Genomic DNA, 15195 nt, shown 5'->3' on the forward strand with positions numbered 1-15195 from the left:
ATATTATGGCTTCTTTTACCAATCAAGATTTACGTAAAGCGGGATTAAAAGTCACGTTACCTCGCATCAAGATTTTAGAGCTACTAGAGAGTGCAGAGTTGCATCATATGAGTGCTGAGGAGGTTTATAAAGCACTGATAGAGCAAGGTGAGGATGTGGGTTTAGCGACTGTCTACCGAGTGCTGACGCAATTTGAGCAAGCTGGTATCGTCGAGCGTCATAACTTCGAAAATAATTTATCGGTGTTTGAGATTACCCAAGAAGGCCATCATGACCATTTGGTTTGTGACGTTTGTGGCAAGATTATAGAATTTCATAATGAAGTCATCGAAGAAGAGCAGCTTAAAGTCGCAGAAAAGCATGGATTTAAGTTATCAGGTCATTCATTGGTGCTATACGGTATTTGTAATGACCAAGAGTGTCAGGATAGCATCAAGTAATTTTTAATTGGTGAGCATGATCTACCTTTGATATCGTTTTGAGTACGTTATCGCCATGTATAAAATAGGAAAAGCCCTCATAATAATATGAGGGCTTTCTTATAAGTTTTTATGGCAAAAACGAATAATAATGCTCAAAAGCCATGCTTAACTGATATCTAATGATAAGTTATCCGCACCTTCATCCAGATTGGCTGTGCCATTTTTACTGCTGAGTTTGATTTTTAGGCGCAAATCATTAGGAGAGTCAGCATGAAGAATCGCTTCTTTATAGGTGATTTCTCCTTGCTCATATAAGTCAAAAAGAGCCTGATCAAAGGTTTGCATGCCGCTATCCCGCGATCGTGTCATGACATCTTTGATTTCATGAACCTCGCCTTTACGGATATAGTCACTAATCAGCTGTGAGTTCAATAAAATCTCAATAGCCGCACGGCGTCCTTTACCATCAGGAGTTGGGATGAGCTGCTGCGCAATAATGGCTTGCAAGTTGAGCGACAAATCCATAAATAACTGATTGTGGCGACTGGTTTCAAAAAAGTGGATGATACGGTCAATCGCTTGGTTGGCGTTGTTGGCGTGTAAGGTTGCAAACACCAAATGCCCTGTCTCAGCGTACTGGATCGCGTAGCTCATGACTTCACGGTTACGAATCTCACCAATCAAAATAACATCAGGTGCTTGGCGTAATGTGTTTTTTAGCCCTGCCTCAAATGAATGGGTATCGATACCAACTTCACGCTGGGTAATAATACAACCACGATGTTTGTGAACAAACTCGATAGGATCTTCGATGGTAATGATGTGACCATGCGAGTTTTGATTACGGTGTCCGATCATAGAAGCAAGGGTCGTTGATTTACCTGTACCTGTTGCACCCACAAGCAGAATGATACCGCGTTTTTTCATTGCCAACTCTTTTAACGCGGGCGGCAAACGCAGCTCTTCGACAGTCGGAATTTTATTCTCAATTTTCCGTAAAATCATCCCTGCCATATCACGCTGTATAAAGGCACTGACCCGAAAACGTGCTTGCTGTGCTTCATCAGCAATGGCAAATTGGCACTCGTTGGTCTCTTCAAACTCTTTTTGCTGGTTTGGTGTCATGACGCCTTTGACCAATCGCATGGTTTGCTCAGCGGTTAAAGGCGTTTTACCGACAGGCAGAATTTTGCCATTCACTTTCATGGAAGGCGCTACATCAGCGGTAATAAAAAGGTCCGAGCCATTTTTATTGATCATTAACTGCAATAGTTTATCAATGTCCATATCGTACCTGCATTCGATGTAAATCGATTAAAAAATTATTTAAAATCATGTTTTAAAAATCGCCAGTAGCAATAAAAGTAAGGCGTATCATGGCTTATGAATGCTTGTATTATTGACTCACATATCAATCACTATCAGCCAGTGACGCACGATTAATAATATTACAAAAATGCCTCAGGCTGTTTGGCATAAGGACGGGCTACGTCTTTACTAATGGTGCCTTTTGCTACTAGATTTTTGAGCGTTTGATCCAGAGTAATCATACCTTCACCTGCACCTGTTTGGATAGCAGAGTACATTTGAGCGATTTTATTCTCACGTATCAAGTTACGGATAGCAGGTGTGCCGAGCATGATTTCATGTGCTGCTACACGTCCGCCTGCTTGACGACGCAAAAGCGTTTGTGAAATAACGGCTTGTAGTGACTCTGATAGCATCGCCCGAATCATGTCTTTTTCTGCTGCGGGGAATACATCAATGACACGGTCAATGGTTTTAGCGGCTGAACTGGTGTGTAGGGTACCAAATACTAAGTGACCAGTCTCTGCTGCTGTCAATGCGAGGCGGATAGTCTCAAGGTCACGTAGCTCACCAACCAGAATTACATCGGGATCCTCACGTAGGGCCGAGCGCAATGCAGGCTCGAAACCTAAGGTATCGCGGTGCACCTCACGCTGATTAATCAAGCTCTTTTTGGAGTCGTGGACAAATTCGATCGGATCTTCAATGGTCAAGATATGCTCTTTACGGGACTCATTAATATAGTCAATCATGGCAGCTAGCGTTGTGGACTTACCAGAACCTGTCGGACCTGTGACCAAAACCACACCACGTTTAAAGTCTGACACGCGCTTGAATACATCACCCATACCGAGGTCTTCCATCGTTAAGACTTTGGACGGAATGGTACGAAAGACAGCACCCGCCCCACGGTTTTGATTGAATGCGTTTACCCGAAAACGTGCTAGATTGGGAATCTCAAAAGAGAAATCCGTTTCATAAAATTCTTCAAAATCAGCACGCTGCTTATCGTTCATGATGTCATAGATAAGCTGGTGCACAACCTGATGAGTCATCTCTGGCATATTAATACGGGTCATTTCACCATCAACACGTATCATTGCTGGCATACCGGCTGAAATATGTAAATCTGATGCTTTATGCTTAACCGTAAAGCGCAGCAAGTCTTCGATGCTTAAATTGTTTTTTTCAGCCATAATCGGATATTCCTATCAATCAATAAGGGTAGGACAAAAGAGCAAAAAAGGGGAGTGATTATCAATCGATAAACGATCTGATTAAAGTCGGTCACGTTAATAAAGGAGTAGCGATGGTCTTTACCATTACTATTATATTCAGTAGCATATGTTAAACCATGTAACAATATAATAACAAGACTACCAACAATTAACCATCTACTACACCAATAAAATGTAAAATTAGTCATTATGAGTGTCGATTTATAGATTGATGCTTATTGAGTTTTTTATATTAGAAGACATTTATAAAAAGTTTAACCATAGCTAGGGCGTGTTGAACATTGGGAATAAAATAGTAGCAAAAAAATAGCAAACGGTTAGTCTTTAAGTTCTCACACAAAAAAGACATCGTTTGCTATGCCTCGTACAATGCTCAAAGATCAACACTGGACAAGACTAAGACCTATATTACTAGAACTTAATATCTATGACAAAGGGAATCTTAGACAAACCTTTGAAGGCGTATTATATCGGATGCGTGTTGGCTGTCCTTGGCGTGATCTGCCACCTTACTTTGGTAAGCCTAATACCGTCTACAAGGCTTATCAGCGCTGGTTTCGTAGCAATAAACTGATTGCACTGTTCGCTTTATTAACTAAAGACTCAGACTGTGAATGGGTGTTTATCGATGGCACACACATTAAAGCACATCAGCACAGTAATGGTAGCAATGAGGTGGAACAAGCCATTAGTAAAAGTGTGGCAGGACGCGCAACCAAGATTCATTTAGCAGTTGATGCTCATGGCAACCCTATTACTTTTATCCTATCAGATGGCACGACTCACGATGTAAAGGTGGCTCCAGACTTAATTGATGAGATTAATTTAAGTAGTACAGACATACTATGTGCCGATAAGGGCTATGATTCTGATCCACTGCGAGCGCATATTGAACGAGCAGGTTGCTTCAATAATATTCCTCGAAAACAGAATACTAAGTCCACCAATAACCATATGGACTGGCACTTGTACAAGGCTCGACACTTAGTAGAAAATGCTTTTGCTAAGTTAAAAAACTACAGGGCGGTTGCAACTAGATTTGATAAGCTCAAGCAAAGTTATGAGAATACGGTGGCTCTCGCTTGTGCTTATCTTTGGTTGAAACTTTGAATGTTCAACACGCCCTAATAAAAGTTCATTATATAAGTGAGTAAAAATATAAGTCATTAAAAGTGACTGATTAAAAAATGGATTAAATTATTCTCGTGAGTAATATATGAAAGAAATAGAAAATAACATTGATAGCCAAAATCTTATTGCGAGCTGGCAGCAAGTGAGTAAGCAAATGACTCAAGCGTGTGAGCATGCGGCACGACAAGCAGATAGTGTGACGTTACTGGCAGTTTCCAAGACTAAACCAGCTGATATGATTGCTACTTTGGCTCAGCAAGGACAGCAGCACTTTGGTGAAAATTATCTGCAAGAAGCCATCGAAAAAATCGATACGCTAAAACGACAGCCAGAAACTAAAGGCATTATTTGGCATTATATTGGTAGTATCCAGCGCAATAAGACCCGTGATATTGCTGAGCATTTCGATTGGGTACAAACGGTTGAGCGTGACATTATTGCTCAGCGTCTAAACGACCAGCGCCCAGCTGAGCTGCCACCGCTTAATGTGCTAATCCAAGTCAATATCGATAACGAAGAAAGCAAATCAGGCTGCCTGCCAGCACAGCTACCTGATTTGATAACTGCTATCAAGGGGTATGACAGGTTACAGCTGCGTGGTTTGATGATTATTCCTGCTAAGGGAGGTACGGATGCTTTTACCCGTACCAAGCAGTTATTTGATGAGATTAAAGAGACTCATGCAGAGCTAGATACTTGGGATACACTGAGCATGGGCATGAGCGGTGATATGACAGAGGCGATAGCCAGTGGTTCAACGATGGTGCGCGTTGGTAGCGCCATATTTGGCGCACGAGCTTAAATTTTTATTTATCAGGCAGTCTCATCCATTCTGGTCACCAACATCTGAGTGATTTTGAGATTGTCCGTTGCGATAATCTCAAATCGATAATTGGCATACTCGATAGTATCGGTTTTCTTTGGAATCTTGCGTAGCATGTACATCATAAAGCCACTAATGGTTTCATAGTTCTGACTGCGTGGCAGATCAACGATATCTAAAGCGCGTACGACGTCTTCGATAGGAGTCATACCATCAATCAACCATGAGTTATCCGTACGCTGAACGATAGGCTGCTCCTCCAAGGTGACAAGCTCCCCCATGACGATACTCATCACATCCTTAAGCGTGATGACACCCACTACCAATCCATACTCATTCACAATGACGGCAAAGTCAGCGCCTGTAGATTTAAACATCTCTAATACTTCAAACAAGGACAAGGTATCAGGAACGAAGAGTGCAGGTTTTAGTAGGGCTTTGTCAGTTAAGCTGACCTCTTGCTGGTTAAGAACCAATGCCAAAAAACTGCGCGACTCTACATAACCAATAATGTGCTCTAGATCATCTTCCTGACAGACCAAAAATTTGTTATGTGGTTGTTCAATCATCACTTCAACGACTTTTTCAGTACTCGTTTTGGTATCAAAATAAACAATATTTTCACGTGGATTCATCACCGACGTTACGGTGCGCTCTTGCATATCAAAGATATTTTCTATCAGATGATGTTCTTGTTTTTTGAGCACACCAGCTTCAGCACCAGCATCCATGACAGCATAAATATCTTCTGGCGTCATATCGTCTTGTCGTATGGTTGAAATACCCAGTAATTCAAAGATGACATTTGCTGCACCATCAAATATCCAAATCACGGGTTTGAATATAAAAATCAATAGCATCATTGGTCGTACGAGACGTACAGCGATAGCTTCAGTGTTCGACATCGCCAATCGTCTGGGCATTAAATCAGCGAGCAGAGAAAATAAACTGGTGATCAGCACAAATGATATGACGGATGACACTGCTTCATTCTTCACCAAAAGCTCTAGATAAGGGCTAATAGCTGACTCACCTACCGCACCAGCTGAGATAGCGACGGCATTCAAAACCACTTGTACGACAGTAATAAAACTGCCAGGGTGCTCTTGCATTTTAAGGACGTCAAATGCGCGGACATCCCCTTCTTTTGCCATGATTTGTAGCTTAATTTTGCGACCAGCAGCGATGGCTATTTCGGCAGCAGATACGAAGGCACTGAGGGCAAGCAATAAAAGAAGAAAGATACTAGCGGTTAGCAAACTCATGACATACTCGGTAAAAAATATAGGGATTAAAATAATTGAAGTTAAAAAAGATGTTAGAAGTACAAAAAGAAAGTGTTGTTTATAATAGCTTGGCATTAAAAATCGGTTGATAGAAACTAAAAAAGCTGGGTAAGCACCCAGCTAATCATAAGAAAATTGATTTTTTATAAAAGTATTAAATTAGCCTTTTACTGACCATTTATTCACTAATGGATAACGACGTTCACGTCCAAAGGCTTTATGGCTAATTTTGGTACCGATTGGCGCTTGTAAACGCTTATATTCGCTATTGTCTACCATCTGGATGACTTTTGCGACCAGTTCAGCCTCAAACCCTTTATTAATAATGTCTTGATAGCCCATGTCTTCATCGATGTATGACATTAAGATGCCATCTAATACATCATAGTCAGGCAAGCTGTCTTGGTCTTTTTGGTCTGGGCGTAACTCAGCAGATGGCGGGCGAGTGATGACGCGCTCAGGGATGACTGGGGTGTCTTCCAAGCGGTTGCGATAACTGGCCAATTTATAAACCTGCGACTTATAAACGTCTTTTAACACATCAAAGCCGCCTGCCATATCACCATATAATGTCGAATAGCCGACTGCTAACTCAGACTTATTACCAGTGGTGATGACCAAGTGCCCAAACTTATTGGACAGCGCCATCAGTACCACACCGCGCGCACGCGCTTGGATATTTTCTTCAGTGGTGTCTGCTGGCGATTTGTTAAATAGTGGCGCTAAGGTATGACGGATGCCTTCAACCGCATCAAAAATAGGACAAACCGTATAAGAAACATTTAAGCGGCGAGCCTGTGCTTGAGCATCTTCTAGACTAATCTGAGAAGTATATTCATAAGGCATCATCACCGCATATACCTTGTCAGCACCCAAAGCATCAACAGCGATACATAGTGTTAAGGCAGAATCAATACCACCTGATAGCCCAAGGATAATACCAGTGAATCCTGAATGGTTGACATAATCACGCAGGCCAACGACCAGTGCTTGATACATCTCTGACTCACGGCTCAGTGTTAATGGCGCTTTAGTTTGACTATTAAACTTGGCAGTTTTGACGTCTAAAGTGGCAAGAAGTAACTGATTCATAAAACGTGGTGCTTCGTGGGCAACGCTACCATCAGCTTGCACCGCCATAGAACCACCGTCAAATACCAAGTCGTCTTGACCGCCAACGGCGTTGACATACACGATAGGCAAATTATTCTCACGGCTACGCTTGGCCAGCATCGTTTTACGATTGTCTTGTTTTTCGATCTCAAAAGGTGAGGCGTTCAAGCTAATAATCAGATCAGCACCTTGCTTTTTAAGCTCGGCAATAGGGCCTTTTTCCCACAAGTCTTCACAGATGAGCAGACCGATTGTGATGCCTTTATAGTCAAATAAAACTTGGTTACGACCTTTATCAAAATAACGACGCTCATCAAATACGCCATAATTTGGCAAGATTTGCTTATGATAAAAGCCTTTTTGATGACCATTATGCAAGATAGCAGCAGAGTTGAAAGTACCATGATGGTCGACATGTGGATAACCGACAATCATCACAATGTCATCGATATCACTTAAAGTAGACAAGGCGCTTTTGATGCGACCAGATAAGCTTGGGCGTAGTAATAAATCTTGCGGTGGGTAACCTAATAAAGCAAGTTCCGGGAAAATAATGACATCCGCACCTTGCTCGCGAGCTTGCAATGCGAGTGCACGCATTTTTTCAGCATTGGCAGTGATATCACCAACCAAAAAATGCGACTGAGCCAATGCAAAAGTAACGGTTTCTTGGGTTTTATTGGTCTTACTGGCCTCAGTTGAGGGAGTTATATTGGGATTATCATTGTCTTTTGACATTGTTATTGTTCCTATCGATATATGGTTTAAAATTTGTTGGGTCGTTGTTGATTTAAAATAAAATCAAAGTAGGTCCGAAATTCACTCAAAATAGCACTCTGTCATATCGAATTCTAATAGTGAACCGAGATGATGAGCTTGCTTACGCACAGTATCCAACGTTGTAACGCCCCTCTACAGGTTTGATCTTATGATAGTCTATAGAAGGACGCTAAAAGAGGGCTGTAGCGCATCGTCTGAAAAATGTTATATATGTAGAATGATCCAAATAAATAAGAACAAACGAATTTAATGCTATTAAAAAGCTTAAAATAATTGCTTTAGTATAGCATCAATTATCGTTGCAAATAGAACGCGCCAGTGAATTACCTTTCAATAGGTCAGTTTACAGTATGAATGTAAAATATCCTTTTAGTGCATTGTTTTTACATGTTAAATCTATGTGTCAACTTCTATCTATTAATGTCATCATCTAGTAAGCTTATACAGAGAAAGTTGTAAGTAAAGATTACAACATATCGTTATATCATTATCATATTTTGCGGCATAATAAGCCGTGATAATCGCTTGATATTTATCTTGCGTTAGTCAAAACTATCGTCCGTAAGTATGTTACGGTATGCTACGATTTGATGCTCTCAAAGCAGGTTTACTGGTACGGATTGTTTACACCCCTCGCTAATGAATACCGCTAATGGACAGGGTCTTTTTATGGGCACGGTCTGTGAGTTGATATTCATCACACATTTATAAACTTGCCAGCAAGGTCGCGATAGATCTTCGCTGTCTGCTCTTGGTTTATACGCTATGATTGAAAATTGGACAAAAGAATTTATTATTCAGCGCTTATTGGCTATTACTCTGTTGGTAGTGCTGTTCGTACTGTGTTTTCAAGTGGTACAATTTTTTATTGTACCCGCATTATGGGCGGCGATTTTAGCGTATGTTACCTTTCCTATTTATAACTTTTTTTACGAAAAAGTAAAGCTGAGTCCTAATTTTAGCGCTGCTATTATGACGGTGAGTATCTCCTTAATGATAGGTGTGCCACTGGTTATCGGTGTTTTTATTCTACAGCAAGAAGCCTTGAGCCTAATCAGTAACTTGATTTATCGTATAAAAGTGGGCTATTTAGATGTGCCTGATTCTATTAAAGATATGCCTATCATCGGTCAGCAAGTGAAAGATGTGCTGTGGAGAATCAATAAAAACCCAGAAGGGACGTTAGAGGCGTTTCGTATCTGGGTACAGTCACATTTATATTATGGCAAAGTAGCGTTTGATGTGGTGTTTAGCGGTCTTGCCAAGTTAGGTATGGCGCTGATGACGTTGTTTTTCTTTTATCGTGATGGTACCAGTTTGGTGCGTCAAATTCGCCAAGCACTGCGTAATATCATTGGCAATCGCATCGATGGCTATATTGATTCTGTGGGTACGACCACGCGTGCGGTGGTTTATGGTATTGGTTTGACGGCATTGGCACAAGCACTGCTCGCAGGTGTGGGTTACTACTTCGCTGGTGCACCAAGTCCTATCTTACTCACTATCATAACCTTTATTATCGCCCTGATTCCGTTTGGCACGCCATTTGTCTGGGGCGGTGTATCCATTTGGTTGTTAAGCCAAGGTCATACTGTAGAAGGGATTGGCTTGGCACTATGGGGCACTTTGGTTATCAGCTGGGTTGACAATCTCATCCGTCCTATTGTGATTAGTGGCGCGACCAAAATCCCTTTTATTATTATTTTTATTGGTGTATTAGGTGGTCTAACGGCTTTTGGCTTTGTTGGTTTGTTTATCGGTCCTGTAGTGCTAGCCATCGGATTAGCGGTATGGCGAGAATGGATATCGCAGCATAAAAATGAGATATTTGCCCCGCAGGATTTGGTGTTGTCTGACAACCAAACGTTGCCACCAGTCAATGAATCAGAGTAGAGGCACGTAGAGGCACATAGTCATGTTAAATAAGGATACTGCAAACGCTATGCAAAATAGAGCGAACTCTATTGACAGCATTACTATCGTGGCCGATAGTAATATCGCAAGCTTGGATGCGTTTTTTAATGCTTCGATGCTTGGACAGGCGTCTGAGCAGACGGTCAATATAATCACCGTCGCTGGACGTGATATCAATGCGCAGTTGCTCGCAGACGTTCAGCCTGATGTGCTGTTGATACGCTCGGTGACACCAGTAGGCGAGGCATTGCTAGCCAATAATAACAGCGTAAAATTTGTCGGTTCGGCGACTATCGGTACCGATCATGTCGATCAAGATTATTTGGCGGCGCGAAATATCACTTTCGCCAATGCGGCTGGATGTAGCAAGCATTCTGTTGCGCAGTATGTCTTGACGGCGATTTTGACGTTGCGTCCGCACTATTGGCAGCAATCCACGAAGCCATTAACATTGGGCATCATCGGACTTGGTAATATTGGTAGTACGCTCGCTCAGTATGCCAATGATTTAGGCTGGCAAGTACTAGGCTATGATCCACTACTGCCTGCATCGAATACGAATAATGCCAGCCTTGAGCAAGTGCTTAGCCAAAGCGATGTAGTGAGCTTACATGTGCCTTTAACCGATAAAGATACTACAAACCCTAGTGGCAGTGATTATCCAACAAAGCATCTGATTGACGCAACTACGCTGGCAGTGATGCCTGCGCATACTTTGCTGATTAACAGCGCGCGCGGACCAGTCATTAATGCGCGTGATTTAGAAGCAGATATTGAACGCACAGATCGCCAAGTAGTGCTCGATGTGTTTGAGTTTGAACCAGAGATTTCTGAGCACTTATTGTCCAAACTGGCTATCGCTACTCCGCATATCGCAGGCTATACGGTCGAAGGTAAGCTGCGTGGTACGCAAATTATCTATGATGCGCTCTGTGAAAAGTTAGCAGTCTTGCCTGTATTGTCGATGCATCAGTTGCTACCGCTCAATACTTATCTCTGGTCTGAGTTAAAAGCACATCCAGACAGATTACAGAAATTTTATGACATCATGCACGATGATGCTGCACTAAGAAGCAAGCTGGCTGACGGTCAAGTAAAGGGCGCTGACTTTGATCAGTTGCGCCGAGATTATCACTTACGCCGTGAGTGGCAGTGGTAAAAGTTAGGTAGCCTTCAACCCTAAAGTAGCATCTGAGAACTTATTCTTATCCTTTAATTGCAGTAAATAATAATGACCCAAGCAAGTAACTCTTCTTCAAAACCCAGCTATGCGCCGACCATGACATTGGCAATGGCTCAGCAGCGTGCGCACTTGATGAGCACCGTTCGTCAGTTTTTCGCCACGCATCAAGTGCTTGAAGTGCAAACACCGCTCCTATCGCAGGCTGGTAATACCGATACTTTCTTACAATCAGTCGCCGCACAAGTGACTTACCAAGATAAACCTTGTACTTATTATCTGCATACTTCACCTGAGTTTGCCATGAAGCGTTTACTTGCCAGCTGGCAAATGCCTATATATCAAATTTGCTCCGTATTTCGAGATAATGAAATAGGCGTACGCCATAATATCGAATTTACCATGCTTGAGTGGTATCAGCCGAATTATAGTCTGGATGATATGGCGGCTGAATTAGGTGAATTATTAGCGGCGCTTTATGGGCATTCGGTGGTGATGAGTCATTACCGCTATGTTGATGCGTTTATGGATTTTGTCGGCATACATCCGTTGACAGCTAGTCTTGATGCCTTGCAAGCGGTAGCAGAAGATAAGGGTTTAACAGTTTTTGATTTTAATAGCGACTTGGATAACACAGAAGATGGCGAAGCAGAAGATATTCGTCAAAGCTGGCTGGATTTGCTGTTTAGTCATGCGGTCGAGCCAAACTTGGGTCACGACTTACCGACCTTGATTATAGAATATCCACCTGCTACGGCGGCACTGGCAAAAACAGCGGTTGATAAAGAGGGCAATACAGTCGCTAAACGTTTCGAGCTGTATATCAATGGCATTGAGATTGCCAACGCTTATGATGAGCTAGCAGATGGACAAGCGTTAAGAGAACGGTTTGAGCGAGACAATCAACTGCGTAAGCGTCATAACCTGCCACAAATGCCAATCGATGAGCATTTATTAGCAGCATCTGATGCTTTAATTCCCTGTAGCGGTATCGCCGTTGGTATCGATAGATTACTCATGGTAATCACAGGCGCGAATAGCTTAGAAGCTGTGATTTCTTTTCCAAGCGGTTTGGCCTAGTCGATTATTGATAGACTTAATATAGTTGCCACTTATTTGACAAGCCTATTAGAAAAAAGCGAGTAACCCATTAGAATTACTCGCTTTTTTCGTTTTAATCGCTGTAAAGTTGATTCTTATAATTTTGCAATTGCTTCATCAATCGCAGTCTCACCGTTATGCATACTAAAGACTTTCTTGATGATATTATTGGCATTTAGGACGGCTGCCAGAGTAGTCGCCACATCGGCAATTGAATTTTCTCCAGCATTATCATCGTTGACAGTGATTGTACCAGTCGCTTCGCGCTCTTTTAGTGCCCCTGCTTGAACGATGGTATAATCAAGGTTACTGTTATTAATTAACCACTGATCCGCATAATGCTTGCAGATATAATATTCTTTTAGGTCAGCAATACCAGCATTGTCCCATTTACTGGTGTCTAATGAAAAGACGGTACTGAGCATGATATAGCGCTTAATGCCTTTGTCCTCTGCGGCTTGCATGGTTTTGACCGCCCCATGTAAATCCACTTCTAAGACGTCTTTACCGCCAGACCCTGCAACGAAATAGATAGCGTCAATGTCTTGATCAATTTGCTTTTGTATAGCCTCTTTTTCGGCAGTGATATCTAAATCGAGTTGGCTATAATTGTCATCGGTAAACAGTTTTTCTTCTTGGCGTGTCGTGCCAATAACTTGATGGTTATCCGCTAATAGCTGCTTGACCAAATCCGTTCCCACTCGACCACTTGCCCCAATTACTAAAATTTTCATTGTCATTCCTATTCTTATATACGTTATCGTTGTTGTAAAAACTGACTATAGCGTATCAAGAAAAAACGGCATACTTCGTTATGAAGCGTGCCGATTGCATAGTGTTTGGTTATGGCGTGTATACAGTTTGCAAAGTGGATAAGATCAAAAAACAAAAGACAAAGCGTGTGAAAACTAGCGTACCAACTTGTTTAATCCATCAGCAAAAGCTTTTTTGTCACGATCGCCATAAGGTTTTTGACCACTCATTTCTTGTAGCTCGAGCACGCCAGTACCGCGCATGGTATCCATAAAATCACGCATATTGAGCTTTTGCTTGATATTATTTTTGTCATAGACCATGCCGCGAGAGGTCAAGACCATACCACCTTTGTCCAAAATGTCATTAGCCAAAGGAATGTCGCTAGTAATAGCCAGATCGCCTGGCTGTATTTTCTCAACGATATAATCATCGGCTTTATCGAACCCTGATGGCACCACTGTCATGACCAGCAGTGGTGACTTACGCAGTTTGATCGGCTGATTGGCGACGAATATTGCCATGGTTTGTGTGCGTTCAGCGGTTTTGATAATCAAATCTTTGGCAATCAATGGCACCGAATCGGCATCTACCCAAATCTGCATTATTTCTTAACCTTTTCTGTTTTTGCCTTAGCGTCGATAACTTTAGTTGTTTGGCTGTCATCGATATGGACTTCTATACTCTCTAAAATATTGTCATTGTCAGTAATGATTAGACTATTTGCCGCTTTTGGCTGGCTATCAATTGCAGATGGTTTTTTCTCAAGTCCCATTTTATTGGGTAGCGTAGCGACGAGCTTGGCCAAAGCAGGCTCTAAGTCGGCAACATCATTGGGCATCAAGGTAATATGCGCAATTTTGCGGTCATCGCGTTCTGCTTTGTGGTAGCTATGATAGTGTGCGCCATCGATATTTAGTACGGCGCTGATATCTGGATATTGCCCCAAGACATTGAGCATAATCGCTGGATGCACGTTGTCGGTATCACCTAATGGCAGATTGACGACGGCTCGAATGTGATTTTCAAATTGGCTAGTGACAGCGCCTTCAATGCTCCAATGTCCTGAATTATGTACGCGCGGCGCAATTTCATTAGCGAGTAGCGTGTCATGACCACGCGCATCTTTGGTCACAAAGAGCTCAAGTGCCATCACACCAACATAGTCTAAATGGTTCATGATCTTGGTGATGGCATCGGTTGCTTGTTTGAATAAATGACTGGTGCCAACGGCAGGCGCTTGGGTCTTGGCTAAAATACCATTATGATGATGGTTTTCGACCAAATCGTAGCAACGAACCTGACCATTTTGTGCGCGTGCGGCGATAATAGAAAGCTCGCGGCTAAAGTTAATAAAACCTTCTGCAATCAAAGGTGCAGGCGTTGGCGTTAGTGAGCCCTTACCCGTAACTGCATCTTTAAGATTTTGCCATGCCGCCTTGATATCACTGTCTTGTCTAATCACGAACTGACCTTTGCCATCATAACCGCCACGGCTGGTTTTTAGGACGATAGGCAGTCCTAATTCATGACAGGCTTGCTGCAAATCCGCTTCAGAGTTGACGGCTTTAAAGGGCACGGTAGAAATATCAAGTGAATTGAACATTTGCTTTTCTTTTAAGCGGTCTTGAGCGATATCAAGCGCAATCAATGGCGGAAACATACCTTGTTTACTACCTGATTTTGGCAGATCGGTCAGCTGTTCAACTGTCGCAGTCGGTGTGTTTTCAAACTCTAAGGTGAAAACGTCTGCTGCTGCGATGAAGTCTTCCAATTGATCGCTATGAAAGACGCGACCGTATAGGCTAGCAGGGCAGTCAGCGCTGTCTTCTAAAAACACACATTGGTAGCCCAGTGGCATCGCCGCTTCGGCAAGCATCATACCAAGCTGACCACCGCCTAAAATACCGATGGTACGAATGGTTTGGGTAACAGGGTAAGCGTTCGCTGTAGTCATGGCAGGCTCTTTGAGTTAAAAATGAATAATATTTTGGGTGTAATAAAAGGTAAAAAGTCATCTATTGAAATAGGAAAAGGTGCATTACATGCACCTTGTATTAAGTAAAACCCATCTAAAAATAAATATCAAGTAAATAGCCGCTATATCTCAATGATGGGATTCAAGAACCGTTATCAAAGACATGTA

Annotated in this window: 13 protein-coding genes; 6 read left to right on the forward strand and 7 right to left on the reverse strand. The window is 42.2% G+C overall.

The window, feature by feature from the left end; all coding sequences use genetic code 11:
* The first annotated feature begins 5 nt into the window (after window positions 1–5).
* Window positions 6–440 (forward strand): ferric iron uptake transcriptional regulator, encoded by a 435-nt coding sequence (fur, locus tag AK822_RS01780; RefSeq protein ID WP_055123484.1) that lies wholly within the window; start codon window positions 6–8, stop codon window positions 438–440.
* Window positions 441–587: 147 nt separating this feature from the next.
* Here the strand turns inward: fur and AK822_RS01785 are convergent, their stop codons facing one another.
* Both AK822_RS01785 and AK822_RS01790 read right to left on the reverse strand, forming a co-directional pair.
* Window positions 588–1709 (reverse strand): PilT/PilU family type 4a pilus ATPase, encoded by a 1122-nt coding sequence (locus AK822_RS01785; protein ID WP_055123483.1) that lies wholly within the window; start codon window positions 1707–1709, stop codon window positions 588–590.
* A gap of 161 nt (window positions 1710–1870) precedes the next feature.
* The gene (locus AK822_RS01790) at window positions 1871–2926 is read right to left on the reverse strand and encodes a type IV pilus twitching motility protein PilT (RefSeq protein ID WP_045443495.1); all 1056 of its coding nucleotides are present in this window, start codon (window positions 2924–2926) and stop codon (window positions 1871–1873) included.
* 399 nt (window positions 2927–3325) lie between these two features.
* Here AK822_RS01790 and AK822_RS01795 point away from each other — a divergent pair, with 399 nt between their 5' ends.
* Together AK822_RS01795 and AK822_RS01800 are read left to right on the forward strand one after the other, a co-directional pair.
* Window positions 3326–4078 carry an IS5 family transposase gene (locus AK822_RS01795; protein ID WP_060490363.1) on the forward strand — a complete coding sequence of 251 codons (753 nt, stop codon included), beginning with the start codon at window positions 3326–3328 and terminating at the stop codon, window positions 4076–4078.
* A gap of 106 nt (window positions 4079–4184) precedes the next feature.
* Complete coding sequence (locus AK822_RS01800) at window positions 4185–4901, forward strand: YggS family pyridoxal phosphate-dependent enzyme (protein ID WP_060490364.1); 717 nt, start codon at window positions 4185–4187, stop codon at window positions 4899–4901.
* A gap of 11 nt (window positions 4902–4912) precedes the next feature.
* Here the strand turns inward: AK822_RS01800 and AK822_RS01805 are convergent, their stop codons facing one another.
* Together AK822_RS01805 and AK822_RS01810 are read right to left on the reverse strand one after the other, a co-directional pair.
* Window positions 4913–6187, reverse strand: coding sequence for a polyamine export protein PaeA (locus AK822_RS01805; RefSeq protein WP_060490365.1), 1275 nt, complete (start codon window positions 6185–6187; stop codon window positions 4913–4915).
* Between the two features lie 180 nt (window positions 6188–6367).
* The gene (locus tag AK822_RS01810; protein ID WP_060490366.1) at window positions 6368–8059 is read right to left on the reverse strand and encodes an NAD+ synthase; all 1692 of its coding nucleotides are present in this window, start codon (window positions 8057–8059) and stop codon (window positions 6368–6370) included.
* Window positions 8060–8866: 807 nt separating this feature from the next.
* On the opposite strand from AK822_RS01810, the gene AK822_RS01815 reads away from it, so the two are divergent.
* The 3 genes from AK822_RS01815 to epmA all read left to right on the forward strand — a co-directional run bounded on the left by AK822_RS01815 (window position 8867) and on the right by epmA (window position 12275).
* Window positions 8867–9994 carry an AI-2E family transporter gene (locus AK822_RS01815; protein WP_060490367.1) on the forward strand — a complete coding sequence of 376 codons (1128 nt, stop codon included), beginning with the start codon at window positions 8867–8869 and terminating at the stop codon, window positions 9992–9994.
* 70 nt (window positions 9995–10064) lie between these two features.
* Complete coding sequence (locus AK822_RS01820) at window positions 10065–11174, forward strand: 4-phosphoerythronate dehydrogenase (protein WP_060492136.1); 1110 nt, start codon at window positions 10065–10067, stop codon at window positions 11172–11174.
* Between the two features lie 72 nt (window positions 11175–11246).
* Window positions 11247–12275 carry an EF-P lysine aminoacylase EpmA gene (gene epmA / locus AK822_RS01825; protein WP_060490368.1) on the forward strand — a complete coding sequence of 343 codons (1029 nt, stop codon included), beginning with the start codon at window positions 11247–11249 and terminating at the stop codon, window positions 12273–12275.
* Window positions 12276–12391: 116 nt separating this feature from the next.
* On the opposite strand, the gene AK822_RS01830 is transcribed toward epmA, so the two are convergent.
* The 3 genes from AK822_RS01830 to AK822_RS01840 form a co-directional block, all read right to left on the reverse strand.
* A complete protein-coding gene (locus tag AK822_RS01830) occupies window positions 12392–13030 on the reverse strand; it encodes an NAD(P)H-binding protein (RefSeq protein WP_060490369.1) in 639 nt (212 codons plus the stop codon).
* A gap of 174 nt (window positions 13031–13204) precedes the next feature.
* Entirely contained in the window at window positions 13205–13654 is a 450-nt protein-coding gene (locus AK822_RS01835; RefSeq protein ID WP_060490370.1) for a YaiI/YqxD family protein, read from the reverse strand.
* Complete coding sequence (locus AK822_RS01840; RefSeq protein ID WP_060490371.1) at window positions 13654–15006, reverse strand: 5-(carboxyamino)imidazole ribonucleotide synthase; 1353 nt, start codon at window positions 15004–15006, stop codon at window positions 13654–13656. The genes AK822_RS01835 and AK822_RS01840 overlap by 1 nt, the downstream gene beginning before the upstream one ends.
* Between the last annotated feature and the right edge of the window lie 189 nt (window positions 15007–15195).

This window comes from Psychrobacter sp. P11F6, from assembly GCF_001435295.1.
Classification (GTDB): Bacteria; Pseudomonadota; Gammaproteobacteria; order Pseudomonadales; family Moraxellaceae; genus Psychrobacter.

Bases quoted from the DNA above. Each gene is read 5' to 3' on its own strand.
- AK822_RS01790 (WP_045443495.1), bottom strand. From the start codon at position 2,926: ATGGCTGAAAAAAACAATTTAAGCATCGAAGACTTGCTGCGCTTTACG.
- AK822_RS01785 (WP_055123483.1), bottom strand. From the start codon at position 1,709: ATGGACATTGATAAACTATTGCAGTTAATGATCAATAAAAATGGCTCG.
- AK822_RS01795 (WP_060490363.1), top strand. From the start codon at position 3,326: ATGCCTCGTACAATGCTCAAAGATCAACACTGGACAAGACTAAGACCT.
- AK822_RS01800 (WP_060490364.1), top strand. From the start codon at position 4,185: ATGAAAGAAATAGAAAATAACATTGATAGCCAAAATCTTATTGCGAGC.
- AK822_RS01815 (WP_060490367.1), top strand. From the start codon at position 8,867: ATGATTGAAAATTGGACAAAAGAATTTATTATTCAGCGCTTATTGGCT.
- epmA (WP_060490368.1), top strand. From the start codon at position 11,247: ATGACCCAAGCAAGTAACTCTTCTTCAAAACCCAGCTATGCGCCGACC.
- AK822_RS01840 (WP_060490371.1), bottom strand. From the start codon at position 15,006: ATGACTACAGCGAACGCTTACCCTGTTACCCAAACCATTCGTACCATC.
- AK822_RS01810 (WP_060490366.1), bottom strand. From the start codon at position 8,059: ATGTCAAAAGACAATGATAATCCCAATATAACTCCCTCAACTGAGGCC.
- AK822_RS01805 (WP_060490365.1), bottom strand. From the start codon at position 6,187: ATGAGTTTGCTAACCGCTAGTATCTTTCTTCTTTTATTGCTTGCCCTC.
- AK822_RS01830 (WP_060490369.1), bottom strand. From the start codon at position 13,030: ATGAAAATTTTAGTAATTGGGGCAAGTGGTCGAGTGGGAACGGATTTG.
- AK822_RS01835 (WP_060490370.1), bottom strand. From the start codon at position 13,654: ATGCAGATTTGGGTAGATGCCGATTCGGTGCCATTGATTGCCAAAGAT.
- fur (WP_055123484.1), top strand. From the start codon at position 6: ATGGCTTCTTTTACCAATCAAGATTTACGTAAAGCGGGATTAAAAGTC.